The 18,991-nt window shown below is 59.5% G+C and carries 16 protein-coding genes; 4 read left to right on the top strand and 12 right to left on the bottom strand.

Annotated elements, in window-relative coordinates; genetic code table 11:
• Positions 1-10: 10 nt before the first annotated feature.
• From AF71_RS23640 to AF71_RS23620, 5 genes are all read right to left on the bottom strand, one after another.
• Positions 11-1,678, bottom strand: coding sequence for an ABC transporter ATP-binding protein (locus AF71_RS23640; RefSeq protein ID WP_025661263.1), 1,668 nt, complete (start codon positions 1,676-1,678; stop codon positions 11-13).
• 10 nt (positions 1,679-1,688) lie between these two features.
• Positions 1,689-2,822 carry an ABC transporter permease gene (locus tag AF71_RS23635; RefSeq protein WP_018858447.1) on the bottom strand — a complete coding sequence of 378 codons (1,134 nt, stop codon included), beginning with the start codon at positions 2,820-2,822 and terminating at the stop codon, positions 1,689-1,691.
• A gap of 1 nt (position 2,823) precedes the next feature.
• Entirely contained in the window at positions 2,824-3,831 is a 1,008-nt protein-coding gene (locus tag AF71_RS23630; RefSeq protein ID WP_018858448.1) for an ABC transporter permease, read from the bottom strand.
• A gap of 112 nt (positions 3,832-3,943) precedes the next feature.
• Entirely contained in the window at positions 3,944-6,031 is a 2,088-nt protein-coding gene (locus AF71_RS23625; protein ID WP_169683408.1) for an ABC transporter substrate-binding protein, read from the bottom strand.
• 121 nt (positions 6,032-6,152) lie between these two features.
• Complete coding sequence (locus AF71_RS23620) at positions 6,153-7,619, bottom strand: alpha-glucosidase/alpha-galactosidase (protein ID WP_169683406.1); 1,467 nt, start codon at positions 7,617-7,619, stop codon at positions 6,153-6,155.
• 203 nt (positions 7,620-7,822) lie between these two features.
• On the opposite strand from AF71_RS23620, the gene AF71_RS23615 reads away from it, so the two are divergent.
• The gene (locus AF71_RS23615; RefSeq protein WP_025661259.1) at positions 7,823-8,713 is read left to right on the top strand and encodes an AraC family transcriptional regulator; all 891 of its coding nucleotides are present in this window, start codon (positions 7,823-7,825) and stop codon (positions 8,711-8,713) included.
• 25 nt (positions 8,714-8,738) lie between these two features.
• On the opposite strand, the gene AF71_RS23610 is transcribed toward AF71_RS23615, so the two are convergent.
• The 5 genes from AF71_RS23610 to hemA all read right to left on the bottom strand — a co-directional run bounded on the left by AF71_RS23610 (position 8,739) and on the right by hemA (position 15,584).
• Entirely contained in the window at positions 8,739-9,452 is a 714-nt protein-coding gene (locus tag AF71_RS23610; protein WP_169683404.1) for a DUF899 family protein, read from the bottom strand.
• Between the two features lie 395 nt (positions 9,453-9,847).
• Positions 9,848-10,594, bottom strand: coding sequence for a phosphoglycerate mutase family protein (locus AF71_RS23605; RefSeq protein WP_169683402.1), 747 nt, complete (start codon positions 10,592-10,594; stop codon positions 9,848-9,850).
• A gap of 254 nt (positions 10,595-10,848) precedes the next feature.
• Positions 10,849-11,841 (bottom strand): SAM-dependent methyltransferase, encoded by a 993-nt coding sequence (locus AF71_RS23600; RefSeq protein WP_169683513.1) that lies wholly within the window; start codon positions 11,839-11,841, stop codon positions 10,849-10,851.
• A gap of 319 nt (positions 11,842-12,160) precedes the next feature.
• Positions 12,161-14,011, bottom strand: coding sequence for an ABC transporter transmembrane domain-containing protein (locus AF71_RS23595; RefSeq protein ID WP_246733782.1), 1,851 nt, complete (start codon positions 14,009-14,011; stop codon positions 12,161-12,163).
• 358 nt (positions 14,012-14,369) lie between these two features.
• Positions 14,370-15,584, bottom strand: a complete 1,215-nt coding sequence (gene hemA, locus AF71_RS23590) for a 5-aminolevulinate synthase (protein ID WP_169683400.1) — start codon at positions 15,582-15,584, stop codon at positions 14,370-14,372.
• A gap of 272 nt (positions 15,585-15,856) precedes the next feature.
• Between hemA and AF71_RS23585 the strand changes: the two genes are divergently transcribed.
• From AF71_RS23585 to AF71_RS23575, 3 genes are read left to right on the top strand one after another with little or no spacing between them, the layout of a single operon-like run.
• Positions 15,857-16,621: a heme ABC transporter permease gene (locus AF71_RS23585; RefSeq protein WP_169683398.1), complete on the top strand. Its 765-nt coding sequence runs from the start codon at positions 15,857-15,859 to the stop codon at positions 16,619-16,621.
• A gap of 1 nt (position 16,622) precedes the next feature.
• Positions 16,623-16,778, top strand: a complete 156-nt coding sequence (locus tag AF71_RS23580; RefSeq protein ID WP_169683396.1) for a heme exporter protein CcmD — start codon at positions 16,623-16,625, stop codon at positions 16,776-16,778.
• 1 nt (position 16,779) lies between these two features.
• Positions 16,780-17,340: a DsbE family thiol:disulfide interchange protein gene (locus tag AF71_RS23575; protein WP_062374580.1), complete on the top strand. Its 561-nt coding sequence runs from the start codon at positions 16,780-16,782 to the stop codon at positions 17,338-17,340.
• A 304-nt stretch (positions 17,341-17,644) separates the two neighbouring features.
• Here the strand turns inward: AF71_RS23575 and AF71_RS23570 are convergent, their stop codons facing one another.
• Positions 17,645-18,340, bottom strand: coding sequence for a CBS domain-containing protein (locus AF71_RS23570; RefSeq protein WP_169683394.1), 696 nt, complete (start codon positions 18,338-18,340; stop codon positions 17,645-17,647).
• 73 nt (positions 18,341-18,413) lie between these two features.
• Positions 18,414-18,878, bottom strand: coding sequence for a cytochrome c-type biogenesis protein (locus AF71_RS23565; protein ID WP_169683392.1), 465 nt, complete (start codon positions 18,876-18,878; stop codon positions 18,414-18,416).
• Between the last annotated feature and the right edge of the window lie 113 nt (positions 18,879-18,991).

The raw sequence follows: 18,991 nt of genomic DNA, 5'->3' as shown, positions 1-18,991 counted from the left end.
GCATGTGCAATCAGGCGACTTCGAAAGCGGCTTTGACGAGCCGTTCCGTGTAGGCGGTCTTGGGATTGGTGAGAACTTCGTTGACGGGGCCCTCTTCCATGATCTTGCCATGCTGCATGACGATCACACGGTGGCAGAGGGCGCGCACGACCTTGAGATCGTGCGAGATGAAGAGGTAGCTGAGGCCGCGCTCGTCCTGCAGCTTGCGAAGCAGTTCGATGATCTGGGCCTGGACGGAAAGGTCGAGCGCCGAGGTCGGTTCATCGAGCAGGATGAACTCCGGCTCGAGCGCGATGGCGCGAGCGATCGCGATACGCTGGCGTTGACCGCCGGAAAATTCATGCGGGAAACGCGACAGGATATTGCCCGGCATGCCTGCCGCAATCAGCGCCTCGCGAACACGATCGAGCCGCTCTGCCCTGGTCGCGCCCAGTTGGTTGACGACCAACCCTTCCTCGATGATCTGGCCGATCGTCATGCGCGGGTTGAGCGAGGAGAAAGGATCCTGAAAGACGACCTGCATGCGTGAGCGAAGCGGCCGCATCTCGGCGCGGGATTTGCCATGGATCGGCAGCTTGTCGAAGAAGATCTCTCCGCCATCAGGGTCGTTCAGTCGCAGCAGCGCCTGTCCGAAGGTCGTCTTGCCGGAGCCGGACTCGCCGACGAGACCCAGCGTTTCGTGACGTCGTAGCGTCAGGTTCAGGCTGTCGACGGCGACCAGTTCCTTCAATTGCGGTTTGAAGAAACTGCCGTGGCGCATCATGAACGAGACCCTCACGTCGCGCGCCTCGAGGATAATGTCAGAGCCTTCGGGCAACGGATTGGCCTGCCCACGCGGCTCGGAGCCAAGAAGATGCCTGGTATAGGCGTGCTGCGGATTGGCAAAGAGGCGCTCCGTCGTGTTGTGCTCGCGCATTTCACCATGCTGCATGACGTAGACATAGTCGGAGAACTTCTGCACCACCGTGAGGTCGTGAGTGATGAGGATCACCGCCATTCGCAGTTCCGTCTGGAGGCTGCGAATGAGATTGAGGATCTGGGCCTGCACGGTGACGTCAAGCGCCGTCGTCGGTTCGTCTGCAATCAGCACATCAGGATCGTTGGCAAGAGCCATGGCGATCATCACACGCTGGCGCTGCCCGCCCGACAGCTGGTGCGGATACTGCTTCAGCCGCGCTTCCGGATCGGGGATCTGTACATGGTTCAAGAGCTCCAGGGCCCGTGCCTCGGCTTGTTTGCGGCTGATCTTGCGGTGGACACGGATCGCTTCGATGATCTGGCTGCCAATCGTGTAGATCGGGTTCAGTGAACTCATCGGCTCCTGGAAGATCATCGAGATCCGGTCGCCCCGCAGCTTGCGACGCTGACGCTCCGAAAATGTCAGGATGTTGTTGCCGTCATAGTGGACGCTCGACTTGTCCGAGACGGTTGCACGCTTGGACAAAAGGCCCATGACCGTGCGGGCAGTCACGGACTTGCCGGATCCCGATTCGCCGACAATGGCGATCGTTTCGCCACGGTAGAGCTGAAAGGATATATCCTTTACCGCGTCGACGATGCCGTGCTCGACCTTGAACTTGACGCCGATATTGCGGGCGTCGATGACGGGTTTTTCCTGATGCGCCTCGTGGTCGTGGCGCACCGGCGGAGCGAAGGAATTGACGAGTGAGAGAGCCATCTTCATCACCTCAATAAGGATCGACCGCGTCGCGCAGACCGTCGCCCAGTGCATTGAAGGCGAAGACGGTGACCAGCACGAAGCCGACAGGCGCCAGGATCCAGGGGTAGGTCCCGATCACGGAGTAATTTGCGGTATCCTGCAGCATCAGGCCCCAGGAAATCAGCGGTGGCTTTACGGCGAAGCCGAGGAAGCCGAGGAACGATTCCAGCAGCACGACGCTCGGGATATGCAGGGTGACCGCAACAATCACGTGGCTCATCACGTTCGGGAAGATGTGCTGGAAGATGATGCGCCGGTCAGTGGCGCCAACCGCCATGGCGGCGCGCACATAGTCTATACGGGCGAGCGCCAGCGTCTTCCCGCGAACTTCGCGCGACATTTGCGCCCAACCGAGTGCCGACATGACGACAATGACAAATGCCAGGAACACATTGGTTGGTGCGGTGACCGGGATCAGCGACGTCAGGGCCAGATAAAGCGGCAACTGCGGGAAGGCCAGGACGATTTCCACGAAGCGCTGCACCCATGCATCGAAGGTTCCGCCGAAATAGCCCGAGACCATGCCAACGGTTGTTCCGACAATGGTGACGATGAAGACCACGGTCAGCGCAATCATCAGCGAGATGCGTGAGCCGATGATGGCACGCGAGAGGATGTCACGACCAAACTTGTCGGTTCCGAGGAAATGGACCGGTTGGCCATCGACCGATCCGAAGAAGTGGCGGTCGGCAGGAATGAGGCCGAGGAGCCTGTATTCAGCGCCTCTCACGAAGAAGCCGAGATAGCGCGGGTTGTTGTAGTCCGGCCCGACAATTGGCTGGAACGTGACCGGATCGAGTTCCTCGGATTCGCCGAGCGCATAGACGCGCGGCGGAAAGGCGAAGTTGCCGTCCTTGTCGCGCAGGCTGACAAGCTGAGGCGGGGCGAAGCCAACATCGGTCGCCTTTGGATCCATCGGCGCGAAGAAATCCGCAAAGATCGCCATGAAGAGCAGCAGGCCGACGAGGATTAGGCCCATCATGCCTGTCCAGGAACGCCGGAGCCGGCGCCAGACGAGCGAAAGATAGCTTTCATTGCCGTTATGCGGGTGCTTGGTGATTTCCTCGTGCGGTGGCGGAGGAGCTGAATCGAAGGCGAGCATGTCAGGCTCCTCCGTACTGGCGGACGCGCGGGTCCAGCATGGCAAGCAGCATGTCGGCGATGATGTTGCCGACGATCAGCGTGGCGGAAAGCACCATCATGAAGGTGGCCGTGACATAGACGTCGCCGATTGCCATGGAGCCGACGATCGCCGGTCCAACGGTCGGCAGCGAGAAGATGATCGCGGTCTCGATCTCGCCGGTCAGCATGTAGGGAAGCACGACGCCCTGATACATAACGAGCGGATGCAGCGCGTTCGGCACCGCGTGGCGCATGACAACAGCACTGCCGGAGAGGCCCTTGGCGCGAGCCGTTTCAACATATTGCGCGTTCAGCGTATCGAGCAGATTGCCGCGCATGACACGCATGTTGTAGGCGAGCCCGCCGAAGGTGGCGATGGCGACGACCGGCCAGACATGGCTGACGAGATCGACGAACTTTGCCCAGGACCACGGCGCCCCGCCAAATTGCGGCGAGAAGAAGCTGCCGATTTCCGAGACGTTGAACTGGAAGACCAGGAGGTAGACGATGATCAGCGCCATCAGGAAGCGCGGCACCGTCATGCCAAGGAAGGAGATGCCGGAAAGAAGGCTGTCGATCCAGCTATACTGGCGGGTTGCGGCCCAGATGCCGAAACCGATGCCGAGCACGGATGCGAAGATGTGGCAGACCAGTGCCAGCGCCAGCGTGCGCGGCAGGCGTTCGGCCACGACATCGGCAACAGGCTTGTTGTAGAACATGCTGTAGCCGAAATCGCCGCGGGTAATGATGCCCTTGATCCAGTTGACGTACTGGATGACCATCGGTTGGTCGAGGCCGTGGGCGATCCGGTATGCCTGGGCCTGTTCATCCGCCTGCGCGAATGAGGCACCACTCTGATTGATCAGCTGCGAACGGATGTAGTCGGCATAGTCACCGGGCGGAGCCTGGATGATCGCGAATGTCACGATGCTCAAAATGATGAGGACCGGAATCGCAGAGGCTATGCGCACGAGCAGGAATCGTAACATCGGACGGTTCGCTTCTCCTTGCCGCCGGTCGCGCCTGTCGGTGCGGCTGGCTTGTTGATATTGCCCGGCCGCGCTTCACGCGCGACCGGAGTCCTCGTTGGGAGGGGAGCTCTTAGTTGTTCGGACCTTTGTCGCCAGGCTTGCCAGGCAGCTGTTCGGGGAACAGCTCGTATTTGCCCTGCTTGTCGGCGGCCACCCACAGACGCTCGCGGATGACGGAATCCTCGGCCCAGTTGAACATGAAGATCGGAGTACCCGCAGGGACGTTCGAGAAGCGCTTGTTGACGATCAGGGCACCCGGATATTCCGTGAGGCCAACCGTATCGACATTCTCGGTCGCAACCTTCTGGTACTGCTTCATCAGCTCGACCTTCTCGTTGTTGTCCTGACTGCTCTGGAACTTCGTGATGATATCGACCATCTTCTGTTCGTAAGGCATCAGGTCAACCTTGCCGTCCTTGCCGGCACGATGTTGCCAGCTCGTCCGCGGACCGACAGGCGCCAGCTGTTCGGTGTTCTGGACGACCGAGGCAAGCTCGGGCGAGCTGCGCTGGATCAACCAGTCGAAACGGCCGGCGTAATGGGCGTCGTCACGCTTCGGGCCATCCAACGCATTGAGAATGACCTTCAGGCCGAGCTTTTCCATCTGGCCGATGACACCCTCGGCAAGGCTCTTGTCCGTGGCGTAGCCATTGTTGACCAGAAGCACGATTTCGATGTTCTTGCCGCCTTCCGTTCCCGCCGGGAAGTTCAGGAAGCCATCGCCATCGGTGTCTTTCAGGCCGGCCTTGGCGAGCAGTTCCTTCGCACCCTTGAGGTCGAACGGATAATAGACCACGGAGTTGCGATCATAGAAGCTCGTGCCCGATGAGAGGCCGCCGGGATAGATCGCCGTGAATGGACCCTTGACCAGCGAGTCGCCGATTGCCTTGCGGTCGAGACCCATGGTGACTGCCTTGCGGAAGTCTTCGTTCCGGTTGAGTTCACGGATGGCCTGGCCGCGGGCATCAGGGTCGCCCCATCCGTTTGCGGAGAGGTTCATGCGCATGTTGTAGCCGATCAGGCGTGGGCCGAAGGCCAAACGTGCCGGTGCCGTCTTTTCGGCTGCGCGCTTCAGCGAAGCCACGAAATTTTCGGGCTGCTCAAGATTGGAGAAGTCGCCGGAACCGGCAACGGCCTGCACGTCACGATCAGCCCAGGTGGACAGCTTGTAGTGCAACTCGTTGAGATAGGGCAGCTGGTTGCCCTTTTCGTCGACCTTCCAGTAGTAGGGGTTGCGGCGCATGACGATAATGTCGTCGGGACGGTATTCGACCGGCACCCAGGCACCCATGACCGGCATGTTCATGAATTCCGGCGGGAAGGCATTCTTGAACTGGTCGTAAGTGTTCTTCGAATACTTCGGATGCTGCGGCTTCAGGATATGCGACGGGCCCGGGCAGAAGCTCGGATAGGCCATCGTGTAGAGATACTGCTTCGGGAAAGCATCCTTGAAGGTCCATTCGACGGTGTAATCGTCGATCTTCTTGAGCGTCGTTCCCTCGCCGAAGGCCTCAGGCGATGCGCCGCCTCCAAGCGGCGAAACGTTCGGATCGATGACTTCGTCGTCCCAGTAGAACATGATGTCGTCGGCGTTGAAGGGCGCGCCATCCGACCACTTGGCACCTTCAACCAGATGCATGGTCAGCTTGTGGCCATCCGGCGACCAGTCCCAGCTCTTGGCGAGGTTGGGAAGCGGCTCGGTATCCTTTGCTTCGACCTGGAAGAGCGGCGCGGTGCGCGTCAGGCACTCCGACAGGCCGATATCGATGCCGCCCCAACCCTGTGTCTGGCCGGCGCCATAGTTCCAGCCTTCCGGCCGGCCGCCGATGACATGGCGCATCGTGTCGCCATAAACGCCGATGCCGTCGACCATGTTGTCGGTCTTGAAGACGAGAGGTTCCTTTGGCAGTCGATCCTTGACGGGCGGCAGCTTGCCGCTGTCGACGAAGTTCTTCGTGACCCAGTCCGGCTCGTGATACGCCGGAAGAGCCTTGAATTCCTCGATGGAGTCTCTCGATACGTATTTGATCTTGCCTTCCGCCGGAAACTGCGGCGGAACGGGCGGTGTCGTCGGCTCGGAAGCATAGGCGTTCAATGCCGAGACCGAGACGCTCAGCGCCAGTCCGGCAAGAATGCCAAGGTTGCGGATATTACTCATCGTCTCTCCCTTTGTTTTTCGGGGTGCTTGTGGCAGCCCCGCTTCTCCTCAAACGATCCGGCGACGGGCCTTCGGCGATGAGTCCCTCCCGGAGCCCCATCGCCACCCGTGTCCGAAAGCTTTAGACGGCCTGCTTGAGTGCAGCCTTTTCGGCACGCAGCTCGTCGATGGAACGGACGTTGCGACGGGCGGCACCTGCCCAGTCGCGGGTCTTGACAGTCGATTTCGCCAGACGTTCCTTGGCAGCCGGGATTGCATCCGCATATTGTGGCAACCAGCTCGCCTGGGCGACGACCATCTCGTCGACCATCTGCCAGACCTCCTCCGGCGTCGCGACGGCACCGACCAGCGGATCGTGCAGAACGGCGAGCTTCAAAAGGTCGATATCGCCACTGACGGCCGCATGAACCGACATGCGTTGAACGTTGATCGACGCCATGCAGGTGGCCGCACATGCTTCGGGGATCGTGATACCGGAAACCATGTTGATGCCGAAGCGGTCGACGAAGCCGGGGGACTCGATAATCGCATCGGCTGGCAGGTTGGTGATGATCCCATTGTTCTTGAGGTTGAAGTGGCCGCGGTAGACACGTCCGGTTTCGAGGGCTTCAAGAATATGGCTCGCATGCTCGTTTGAACGCTTGGCCCGATCGATCGGTTTTGATGCCGACTCCAGGAATTGCGGGAATTCGGTTTCGAACCAGTTGCGGGTCTCGGTGGAGTGACGAAGATAACCGCCGGTTTCGCCATGGATCCAGTCGGACATGTCGATCCACTTGGTGATCTCGTCGGGGCGCTTGCGGTACCAGGGAAGATACTCGGACAGATGGCCGTTGCTTTCCGTGGAATAGACCCCGAACCGCTTCAGCACGTCGATGCGCAACTTTTCCTGCTGCGAGAAGACGGGATGGGCTTCGAAGGCGGCAACCAGCTCGTCCTTGCCGATCTTGCGACCATTGAGTTTGAGATCGACAAACCAGGTCTGGTGGTTGATGCCAGAGCAGATGTAGTCGAGTTCGGAAGGCGATTTCGCGCCGAGCACCTCAGCGATCTGTTCGGCGCCATGCTGGACCCCATGGCAGAGACCGACCGTATCGACCTTGCCGTATTCAATGGCGGCCCAGGTATTCATTGCCATCGGGTTTGCGTAGTTCAGGAACTTCGCACCCGGCTCTGCGACTTCACGGATGTCTTTGCAGAAGTCCAGAATGACAGGAATATTGCGCTGGCCGTAGAGAATGCCGCCAGCGCAGATCGTATCGCCGACGCACTGGTCGATGCCGTACTTCAGCGGAATGCGGATGTCATCGGCGTAGGCTTCCAGACCGCCGACGCGCACGCAGCTGATGATATAGCGCGCACCCGTCAGTGCCTCGCGGCGGTTCGTCGTCGCCGTAACCCTGGTTGGCAGCTTGTTGGACGAAACGATCGTGTCGAGGATCTGCTTGATCATCTGCAGATTATGTTCGCTCATGTCGGTAAGCGCGAACTCGACGTCCTGGAATTCCGGCACACAGAGGATGTCGGTGAACAGTTTTTTTGTGAAGCCGACGCTGCCTGCGCCGATGATAGCGATTTTGAAACTCATGATCCTTGCCTCAATGCGATCAAATTTGCCGGCGCTGAACGATGAGAAGAAGAAATGGACCCGGACTTGCGCCCGAAGCCAAAAAAGGCCAGAAATCCGGCTTATTCTCCTCCCTGCCGCTCCTCGGTGCAGGCGGTGTTCTCTCTCTTGGGGGCGGATTATGCGCATATTCGGCGGGGCCGCCAGAGAAGGATTATGCTTTCATGGGTAATTTTGTGCTGCAAAAATTGATTGACAACGGGCCGGTCATGAGGACCGTGTCGCTGCCGCGTGGCCGCCAGAGCCTGCACACAATGCCGACCAGCACAGGCTACGAGATCCGGGAGAATGCGACCTACGACTGGGATGGCAGAAAGCGCGGCCAAACACCGTTCACCGTCCTGCAGCATACGATCAAAGGCGCGGGCAACCTGCGTTACGAGAATCGCCAGCTTCGGGTGAAAGAAGGCGAGACACTGCTCGTGCTCGTCCCGCACAATCACCGCTATTGGCTTGAAGATGGGGACCGCTGGGAATTTTTCTGGATTTCGATGAATGGCGAGGAGGCGCTGCGCATCCACCGCTCGATCCTCGCGGTGACCGGACCGATCCTGAAACTGCAACCGCAAACGATCGAGCATCTGGCAGATTGCAGTCTCCGGCTGATCAATGGCGCGGAGACGCCGGGCCTGGCTTCGGCAATCGCCTATGAGGCGGCCATGGCGCTGTACGACGATGTCTTCGGTTCGCATCCTGTTTTCAGTGAAGAATACCGGACGATGCAGCATGTCATCGACTACATCATGGCGAATTTGGAACGTCCTCTGCCGGTCGAGGATCTTGCGCGGGTCGCAGGCCTCAGCAGGGCCCATTTCTCGCGAATGTTCGCAGCCAACGAGGGCCTGCCGCCGGCCGAGTTCGTCCTGCAGAAACGACTGAAGCGGGCCGTCAAACTGTTGACCAAGACCGCGAACATGCCCGTCAAGGAGGTCGCAATCCGCTCGGGCTTCGAGGACGCGAACTATTTTTCCAAGGTCTTTCGGCGCATCTATGGCACGAACCCGACCGAGTTTCGGACCACGGGCATGTATGCGAGCGTCGGCAGGCAAGGCTGACGCCCGCCTTATTGACGGCCCTGCCCTACGGCCCACTGCTATAGGTAAGGCTCGGATACCAGGTCGGCGGCCGCCCATCCGGCGTTGTGTCGAGCACGGTCCACAGCGGCATGAAATCTGGCGCGCCGCGCGGATCCTGGCCGGGATCGGCAGTTGCGGCGCCCATTTCCGGGTTCCAGAAGTGATGGATGACGCCATCCTTGATCGTGAAGACGTTATAGGCAGCGTCATCGCCGCCATCAGGACCAATGGCATGATAGTCGCGACTGAATTCGTCCGTCGTGTCGGAGTAGAGTGGCAAGTGATGCCAGCCGCGCTCCTTCTTGAACGCCAGTAAACGTTCAATCGGCGAGCGTGCGACGACGGCAAAGGCGACCTGCTGGCAAATATCGGGGACTTCTCCGTCGAGCGCCGACAGCATGGACGTGCACATCGGGCATGGTCGTTCGCGTTGCGGCCCATACATGTAGCTGTAAATCACCAATGTGGATTTGCCCCCGAACAGGTCTCTCAACGTAACCTCGCCATCGGGGCCCTGGAAGCGATAGTCCATCCGGACCTGACCGCCTGGCGGCAGCGCGCGGCGCTGCTCGGCAACGCGTTCGATATGTCGGCGCAACTCGATTTCCTCGGCGAGCAATTCATCGCGGGCCTGCCGATACTCAGGGCTTTCGTTCGGAAAGCTGAGGCCGTTTCTTCTGGCCAGCTCCCGCGCGGAAACAAGATTGTTCGCATCCATCACATCAACTCCTCCTGATATTGAAAGGACGACTGGGCGGATTTCGAAACCGCCGTCCAACAAGGAACGTTTGGGGACGGCAAAAATCGACAACTCGTTCTGACTTTTTGATGGTCCCGCAAGGGTTCATTTGCCAGGTGCTTGATTTTGCTAGCCTACTATCCGCCTTGCAGATGGACCATATTCGCTTGTCTCAGGCTGTGGCCCCCTTCCCCGCTCCGATTTGCGACCTATGTCCTTCTTGTCCTTCATCTCCTGGAAGGACGAGGGAGGCTTCGAGGCATCGTGGCAACCGGTGCTTCGAACCCTCCCTCCAATGGAGGCCCTTCATGCGCTGGCTCGAAGCAGTCGCACTTTTCTGGCTCATGCGATAGCGGCGGGTTTGCGGCACTGAGCTATGGCGTGGCTTTCGGCGTGATCGTCAGTTCGGATCCATAGGCATCGCGCAACTCTTCATCTCCGGTTCGGCGGTCTTCGGCCTTGTGCAACAGGGTTGATCTGAAGCCGCGCGCGTGTGTCCCGGCGATCAAGGTCACGTCGGAATTTCCCGGATTGTCGGAGTGCTCGAACCAATCGACGGCATGCTGGAGAAAGTTCATTTCGAACGCCCTGTTGGTGACACCATGGCCAACGATGATCAGGTCGTTGTTGCCATCTCGCACGTCATTCGTCACGGTTTGAAGGAATAGACGAAGCCGCTGGGCCACATCCGCCCGGCTCTCGCCATCCGGTGGCCTTGCGTAGAACTTCCCGCTGTTGCTCCGCAATCTCGCCCATTTCTCGAACTCATCAGGAAATTTCTGTCTTCGCTCCGCGTGGTCATAGATTTCGGTGAAGAGACCGAAATCCTGCTCGCGCAACAGGTAGTCCTCACGAACGCTTCTGACCAATCCGGGAGGCAGCGCCTCCAGCAAGGCGTCCTTGCTTTGCCGCGTCCGCATATAGGGAGAATACCAGACGTCAAGTTGTCGTATCTGTCCGCGCGGCAATTCGGCAAGATAGGCTGCGATCGCTCGCCCGGCCGCCAGTGCTTGCCGATACCCCCACTGCGTCAACGGAACATTATGGTCGCCGAACTGACGGTAGGCTTGTTCATTGATATTGCCTAGCGATTCGCCGTGTCGAACGAGGAAGATATGCATTAGCCGCCGCTTTCGATATCCGATGCGCTTATCATGAAGTGCGAGCCGGCTGGCTGCAATGTAGAAGACGCAGCAAGCTCATGTGCGCCCGCCATTCACCGGGCCGGATTTCGGGGAAGACGGGACGGAAAAGACCTCCAGAGCCTCTCGCAAGAGGGCTGCCCGGATGGAACATCCCCGTATTGGCACAAAGAGATTTGTCGGCATAAGGATCATCGAGAATGTCAAATTTCCGCCGCGCGCCAATTCTCTGGCTAGGCTCGTTTGGATAACACCACGGCTGCCATGTAGGGTTCGTGAGGCCGGGGACCTTCAACCAGTCTACGCTCAAACCGGTTGAACAGTTCAGTGACAAATGCGGCCGGATTGCGAGATGGCTCGATCAAGCTCGCGATTGTCGGCTCGCACCAGGCTTGCATCATTGCCGTGTGACGCTTGGCAAACGCCAACACATCGCCGTTCCTTTCGAATTGCTCCCAACAAGGATCCGCAAGCCTGACGAGATCCAGATGCTCGAGTTCTAGATCGGCGAAATTTTCGACTTTCAAGAACGGTTTCCTGATCTCCTCCAAGGTCCGTATGCCGATCGGTATTGTGATGCGGGTCTGCTCTCGTTCCGAAAGCCAGCCATCCGTCCTCATGTCACACAATGCCGACCAGAGTTCGCCAAGGAGCCATTCCCAACCCGTGATGTCGGCTGTGCGAGCCGTAAAGCCCGCCACGAGTTTCCCGCCAGGGCGCATTTCCCGTGACCGTAGGACCAGGAAGCGCTCCCAATCTTTCGCCTGTTGTCGCTTGACCGCAGAAACCACCGCAGGCGTGGCACTCATTCCAGCGAGAATGTGATCAGGCGCTTCGATCATTCCGGTACTCATCCACTGCAATGACCACGTCGACCATCCGAGATCCACGCGTTGACGTGGGAACAATGGCTCGAAATACGACCTGCCGATCGCAGAGGGAAAAACATCAGAAGCTTCATTCATGTAGCTGTCAGGGCTTGAAGAAAGCGCTTCAAACAGAGCCGAAAAATCATTCGTGGGAAGGTCAGTGTGGACGACTTCGATTGGCAGGGACGGTCCCGACCGGAGCCTCAACGCCCTAATCGCCACGCGCATGGGGGTCATCGAATTGCGGCCTTGTGAGGAACCATAATCGACGATGGTGAAGGGACCCTCGCCCGCGGCGATTGTCCGGCACGCCGTTTCCCACAATGAAAGGAGTGCTGAAATGCCAGTGGCCTGCATTGAGGAATGACGGTTGTAGAAGCCGTCTCCTTTCATTGCCGCCAGATGAGATCGCGGTGGATCGTTTGGCATGTCCGAGCCTCGCTTGGCTTAGCGGCAGCTTAACAAACCGACCCCAAAATGGCGAGCCAATCCCCAAACAGTGGATGAAGGCTTTGCCAACACAGAAACGCCTTCATCCCACGTCCTGCGCGTCACCACGACCTCAGCGCACCACTTCCCTGCGCCGGTCACAAGGTTTGGTTCGTCATTCCACCCTCGCTCGCAGTCGAACTGGCTCGCATAGCTGCATCGACCGTTGTGCGGTTTGGATGGCGCCTCACGCTGCGTCCAGCTCCGAGTCGGTGGCGGGCCCCTTGAACTGGAGTTCGGCCAGCCGTTTGTAGAGGCCGCCGTTGCGCATTAGAGAGGCGTGCGTTCCTTGCTCGACGATCCGGCCCGCGTCGACCACAAGGATCCTGTCGGCCTTGAGAACGGTCGCAAGTCTGTGAGCGATCACGATGGTCGATCGATTGTCCATGAGCTGTTCCAAGCCCTCCTGTACGAGCTGCTCGTTCTCGGCGTCAAGCGACGCGGTTGCCTCATCGAGCAGGAGGACAGGGGCGTCCTTCAGTATAGCGCGGGCAATCGCCAACCGCTGCCGCTGTCCTCCAGAAAGGGTCAGCCCCCTTTCGCCAACGACAGTCTCGTATCCATTCTCAAGGCCGGTGATGAAACCATGCGCCTGGGCCTTGATCGCGGCTGCGACGACCTCTTCCCGCGTTGCATCGGGTCTTCCGAACGCGATGTTTTCGAAGATGGTGGTCGCGAAAATCGTCACCTCTTGTGGCACGATCGAAATCTCCTTGCGGAGGTCTCGCGGGGCGATGGAGCGCACGTCTCGTCCATCGATGGAAAGGCGTCCGGCGCTGCCGTCATAGAATCCGAGCAGAAGCGAAAAGACCGTGCTTTTTCCGGCACCCGATGGCCCGACGAGAGCGACCGTCTCTCCCGGAGAGACCGTCATGGAAAGTCCGGCGAGGATTTCTTTCTGCGGGGTGTTGGGATAGGAGAAATGCAGATCTGATACCTCGATGCCACCGCGGACGGGGCCGCGAAGCGGCATGCTTGCCTCAGGCTCGCGATCATAGGTTTGTTCATTCAGCAGCTCGAAAAGCCGACCGGCGGCTCCTGCTGCCTGCGCCAGCTCACCCCAGACTTCCGATAGAGAGCCCAAGGAGCCGGCTGCAATCACCGAGTAGATCAGAAACTGACTGAGACTTCCTGGCGAGAGCGTGCCGGCGAGGACTCTGTGCGCCCCAAGCCAGAGGACGCCGACCACACTGCCGAATATGAGTGCGATGGCAAAGCCTGTCAGGCAAGCGCGCGAGCGTGCCGCCGCAACGGATTTGCCATAGGACATTTCGACGTCGCAGACATACCGTTGACGGGCAGCATCTTCGGCGTTGAAAGACTGCACCGTCCGGTTTGCCGCGATGATTTCGCTGGCATAGGCGGAGGCGCTTGCAAGCGAGTCCTGGGCCGCTCGGGACTTTTTCCTGACTGAGCGGCCGAAGACAATCAGCGGTGCGAGGATCAAAGGGATCACCGCGAGGGCGATCGATGACAGGCCAGGGCTTGTCACGAACATCATGCCGAGGGCGCCCGCGCACAGGATTGAGTTTCTCAACGCCACCGAAGCTGTCAGACTGACCGCCGTCTTGATCTGGGCAGTGTCACCGGTGAGACGCGAGGCAATTTCGCCGGAGTGGTTCGAATCGAAAAACTGGGCGGGAAGTGATAGGACGTGGCCAAAGACCTTCTTCCGGAGATCGGCTACCAGGCGTTCTCCCAGTGCCGTCACGAAATAGTATCGAAGAGCGCTGGCAATTGCCAAAGCCACTGCCAGAGCCATTGCCATCAGGAAGTAGCGGTTTATGAATTCGCCATCGCCCTGCCCGAAGCCGTTGTCAATCATGCGCCGAACGGCCATCGGTAGTGCAAGCGAAATCAAGGCTGCGGCGGTGAGGGCAAGCGTCGCGCCGATTGTCAATCGTCGGTGGCTTCCAAGAAGAGGAACAAGCCGCCGCAGGTGTGCCAGGGCTTGCCGCCTCGACGGCGCCGGACCTTCCTTTCCATCTGCTTGATCATTCTGCGCGATGGCAGCTTGCCGGTCGTGTTGAGCTATCATCAAGGCCGTCTTCTCCTGAGGAATTCGATAACGTCTTGTCCACCGGAAGGACCAAGGCGTCTTTGATCGCGATCAATTATTGGCGGGCCTTCTGGCCATGCCGGGACTGCCGAACGGGTGTGGTTTCCTCGCCGCCGGCGATTGACACCCTCTTCAGGTTGGCAGGAGGCAGTCGACAGGGCCGGGAACAGTCGCCAATACTATCTCCAAGCATCGTCGCCTTGGCAGAGCCTTGTCCGTCGCGGGTTGCGTTTTGGTTTCCGTAGCGTATGGCTCATTTCGAATGAGCGAAATCCTTGATCATCCACGGGCAATGACGAGCACCATCGCTCGCAATTGCCAGTCCGAATAGCGCTGGCTAGGCAACGTGGCGCGCCAGCGCGCAGCGCGACCAGAGCGAATGCAGCGCCTCGACGAGATGTTCGATGTCGGCGTCGCTGTGCAGCGGCGTCGGAGTGATGCGCAGCCGCTCCGTCTTCTTCGGCACCGTCGGGTAGTTGATCGGCTGCACGTAGACACCGCAATTGTCGAGCAGCAGGTCGGAGATCCACTTGCACTTGGCCGCATCGCCGACCATGACCGGCACGATGTGGCTCGGGTTCGGCATGTGCGGAATGCCGCGCTGATCGAGCAGCGCCCTCAGCTTGCGGACCCGATCCTGGTGGCGTGCGCGCTCGAACGGGCTGACCTTCAGATGCTGGATCGAGGCAACCGCACCGGCAGCCAGCGCCGGCGGCAGCGCCGTCGTGAAGATGAAACCAGAGGCAAACGAGCGGATGAAGTCGCACAGCGCCGTCGAGGCGGCGATGTAGCCGCCCATGACGCCGAATGCCTTGCCGAGCGTGCCTTCGATGACCGTCAGGCGGTCCATCAGGCCCTCGCGCTCGGCAATGCCGCCGCCGCGCGGACCGTACATGCCGACGGCATGCACTTCGTCGAGATAGGTCATCGCGCCGTACTTGTCGGCGAGATCGCAGATCTCCTTGATCGGGGCGATGTCGCCATCCATCGAATAGACCGATTCGAAGGCGATCAGCTTCGGCGCCTTCGGATCGGCGGCCGCCAGCTTGGCTTCGAGATCATGGATGTCGTTGTGCTTCCAGATCACCTTCTCGCACTTGGCATAGCGAATGCCCTCGATCATCGACGCATGGTTCAGTGCGTCGGAGAAGATGATCAGGCCGGGGATCTTGGCGCCGAGCGTGCCGAGCGCTGCCCAGTTGGAGACGTAGCCGGAGGTGAAGATCAGCGCCGCTTCCTTGCCGTGCAGGTCGGCCAGTTCGTGCTCGAGCAGAACGTGATAGTGGGTGGTGCCAGAGATATTCCGGGTGCCTCCCGCACCCGCGCCACAGTGATCGATGGCATTCTTCATCGCCTCGATCACCTTCGGGTTCTGGCCCATGCCGAGATAGTCGTTGGAGCACCAGACCGTGACTTCCTTCGGGCCGTCCGCCGTGTGTCGCGTGGCGCGCGGAAAGCTGCCGCGGTGACGCTCAAGATCGGCAAAAACGCGATAGCGACCTTCGCTGTGAAGGCCATCCAGCTCGCTTTTGAAAAACGCCTCGAAATCCATGTCATGCTCCTTTATTCTGCAAGCAGCGATACACCGGCTCCCGAGCCCCGTATTTGATCTCCGTCAAGTTGCTGAACATCTCGCAGGCTCCGTGAGGAAGCACGGCAAAATTTGGAACGCGCCATGCTGTCGCGCCTTTTGTGCTGCCGGCCAGGCTTCGTGCAATCGGGGCGCTGAAGCGGTCTTCAAATATTTTCGATCACTCCGGGTCGGTTCGAGATGTTTGACCAGGATCAATTATCGAGGCGCAATCAGGCGCTATGGCTCGTGGCATGAGTTCATATTCAAACGTCGCAAAATACGTCAAAGGCCTCGCGCAGCCCACCCGGTTCGTCGAGATGTCAGATCGGGCAATCCCCGTTCTATCGGCACTGACGATGCTGTTCTTTCTGATTGGCCTTTACCTCGCCTTCAGTTCCGATGTGGACTACCAGCAAGGCGCGACTGTCAGAATAATGTATGTTCACGTTCCTGCGGCGTGGATGGCGATGCTGTGCTACACGGTCATGACGCTGAACGCCGTTGGATCGCTGGTCTGGCGACACCCTTTGGCAGACGTTTCAGCCCGCGTGGCAGCGCCTCTCGGCGCCGCGTTCACTTTCGTGTCCCTTGTCACTGGCGCGATCTGGGGTAAGCCGATGTGGGGGACCTGGTGGGTCTGGGACGCTCGGCTGACGTCCATGTTCGTGCTGTTCATCATGTACCTTGGTATACTGGCGATCAATCGCGCCGTTGACGAGCCGACGCGGGCTGCCCGCGTCTCCGCGGTTCTCATCATCGTCGGGTTCGTGAACATTCCGATCATCAAATTCTCGGTCGAGTGGTGGAACACACTCCACCAGCCCGCAAGTGTCCTGAGATTTGACGGGCCCGCTCTCTTCATCGAATTTCTGCGACCGCTGCTGATCATGGGCCTCGCTTTTACCGCGCTCTTTGCGACGCTTTACGTCGCATCGATACGAAACGAGATCTGGCGAAGAAAGTTGATCTCTCATTACAGGCTCGCAGCAAGGGCCGCGTCACAAAGGGATAGTTGAGATGACGCATCAGGAGTATGTTTTCGTCGCTTACGCGCTGGCCTTCTCGGTGATGTTTGCGATGGCGGCGAAGGTTTGGATCACCAGCCGAAGCTACCGCCGACAGGTCGAGGCGCTCGCGGTCGTGCGTCGCCGGCCAAATCGCGAGGAACGCTAGGATGCGGAGTTACCTCGTAGCGGCAATCCCGCTCGTCGCATTCCTCGGAATCGCAAGTGCTGTGGGCAACGTGCTGTACCGGGAATCGGCCGACGGATACACTCCTTCTACACTCCCCTCCTCCCTTATCGGCCAACCACATCCACATGTGGATCTTCCGCCGCTCGCCGGTTCATCAACGCCAGGACTGGCGGACGCCGGCATCCGGGGGCGGGTGACCGTCGTCAACATCTTCGCCTCATGGTGCATTCCATGCCGTCAGGAGCACCCGGTCCTGATGGAACTCGCCAAAGACACGCGCATCACCGTCGTTGCGATCAACTACAAGGACGCTCCCGAAAAGGCGTTGCCGTTTCTACGCGAGAACGGGAATCCTTTCGCCGCAATCGGGATCGATGCAAGAGGCAGGGCTTCGATCGACTGGGGCGTTTATGGTGTTCCGGAGACATTCGTCATCAACCGGGATGGACGCATCGTGGCCAAGCACGTTGGTCCACTCGACGCAGCTGCGCTTGCCAAAGATATTCGCCCGTTCTTGGACCAGGCCCTCGCAGGCGGGTGAAGTTCATCTTGACTTGCGACTCGCCTGGCCGATGTCCGATCTGTGGCCGCCACCCGAGCGCCAATCGGAACTTGCCATCTTTGACATCGGTCAAAGATTTCGTTCCGGTGCTGTCCTATATTGTTGTCGCGGGTCGGGCGATGCCCGTGTCAATGTTGGGAACTTGACAGAGGCTTGTTCGATTTCGGGGCGCGAAGCGAACAAGCCTCCTCGTCCCAACGGCTCCAGTAGAGGTGCCCTTCGCGACCGCTTCTCAAGATCATGTTTGCGAAACCAACCGACTGGTTGCTACTGAAGATCGATGTTAGCCCGAGGCAATGTCGGAGCGGTCTGCACTGTCGGGCGTGATGACATGCAATCGGTCGCGATAGCCGCCGATTCCCAAGCTTTCGACAAGCGTGCGCACTGCCTTTCGCTTCAGATCCGATTCCAGGTGGCCGTCCAGGGTCACTTCGCCGTTCTTGACAGAGACTTGCACCCTTTGCGGCGTCAAACCGAGGTCGGACCTCAGACGTGTACGTACCGCCAGACGAATACTCTCATCCTCCCGAGGAAGTGTGGTCGGCGGCGCGTCGAGAATGATTGCCAGAATGTCGCGCCGGCTCACGATACCGACAAGTCGCCCGTTCTCAACGATGGGTAACCGCTTGATTCGGTGGGCCTGCAGGCTATCGGCGATGTCTGACACCTCGCTCTCCGGCAATGCGACAATGACGTCGGGAGACATGACATCTGCCACGGACCAGCCATGAGTGCGAATGTAGCGCTCAAGGTCAAGTTCCGAGGTGACTTCGGACACGCGAGATGACCGCAGCGAAACCCGGATTTCCCGCCGGAGGAGAAGATCGCCTTCCGTCAGCATACCACAAACGCGTCCCTCGTCGCTGACGACTGGCAGGCCGCTGATGTTGTTTTGAAGCATGACAGCGACTGCATGCCGCACACTAGCCGCCGGGCTGATTGAAACCACGTTGGTGGTCATTATGTCCTTGGCCTGCATCTCATGCCTCGCTCTTCCGGAATGCTGCTGGCACGACGGTAGAATGAGCAAAGCAGTTCAACATTGATCTCAGTCAAAGACCATCGCCATGCATAAGTCGGTCGAGTTTTTTCTCTTCCTCTTCGCTGAGGCGACTGCCGGTCGGCACCTCCACGCGACGCCGCGCGAAGACGATCAGCGACAGCCCGCCTGCGACGACGAGCAGGATCGGCGCGCCCCACAAAAGGATCGTCTTCGTCTCGAAGCGCGGCTTCAACAGCACGAACTCGCCGTAGCGCGAGACGATGTAGTTCATCACCTGCTCGTTCGTATCGCCATCGGTCAGCCGCTCGCGCACCAGGAGGCGCAGGTCCTTGGCAAGNTCNGCNTTGGAATCGTCGATNGACTGGTTCTGGCAGACCATGCAGCGCAGTTCGGCGGAGATCGCCCGGGCGCGCGCCTCGAGCGCCGGATCGGCAAGAACCTCGTCCGGATTGACGGCAAAGGCCGGCGCGGCCGACAGAACTATCGCTATCNCCAGGAGCAGACGCCTCATCATTCGGCCGGCTCCATGGCAGGACGCAGCGGCTTTGCCCTGCGGTTCGGCGCCCCGACACGCAGGCGCCGGTCGCTCAGCGACACGAAGCCGCCGATCGCCATGATCACCGCGCC

The organism is Rhizobium sp. 57MFTsu3.2 (assembly GCF_012932765.1).
In the GTDB taxonomy this organism is placed as follows: domain Bacteria; phylum Pseudomonadota; class Alphaproteobacteria; order Rhizobiales; family Rhizobiaceae; genus Rhizobium; species Rhizobium altiplani.
The sequence above is the reverse complement of the archived record's forward strand: the minus strand, read 5'-3'. Positions and strand labels throughout refer to the sequence as shown.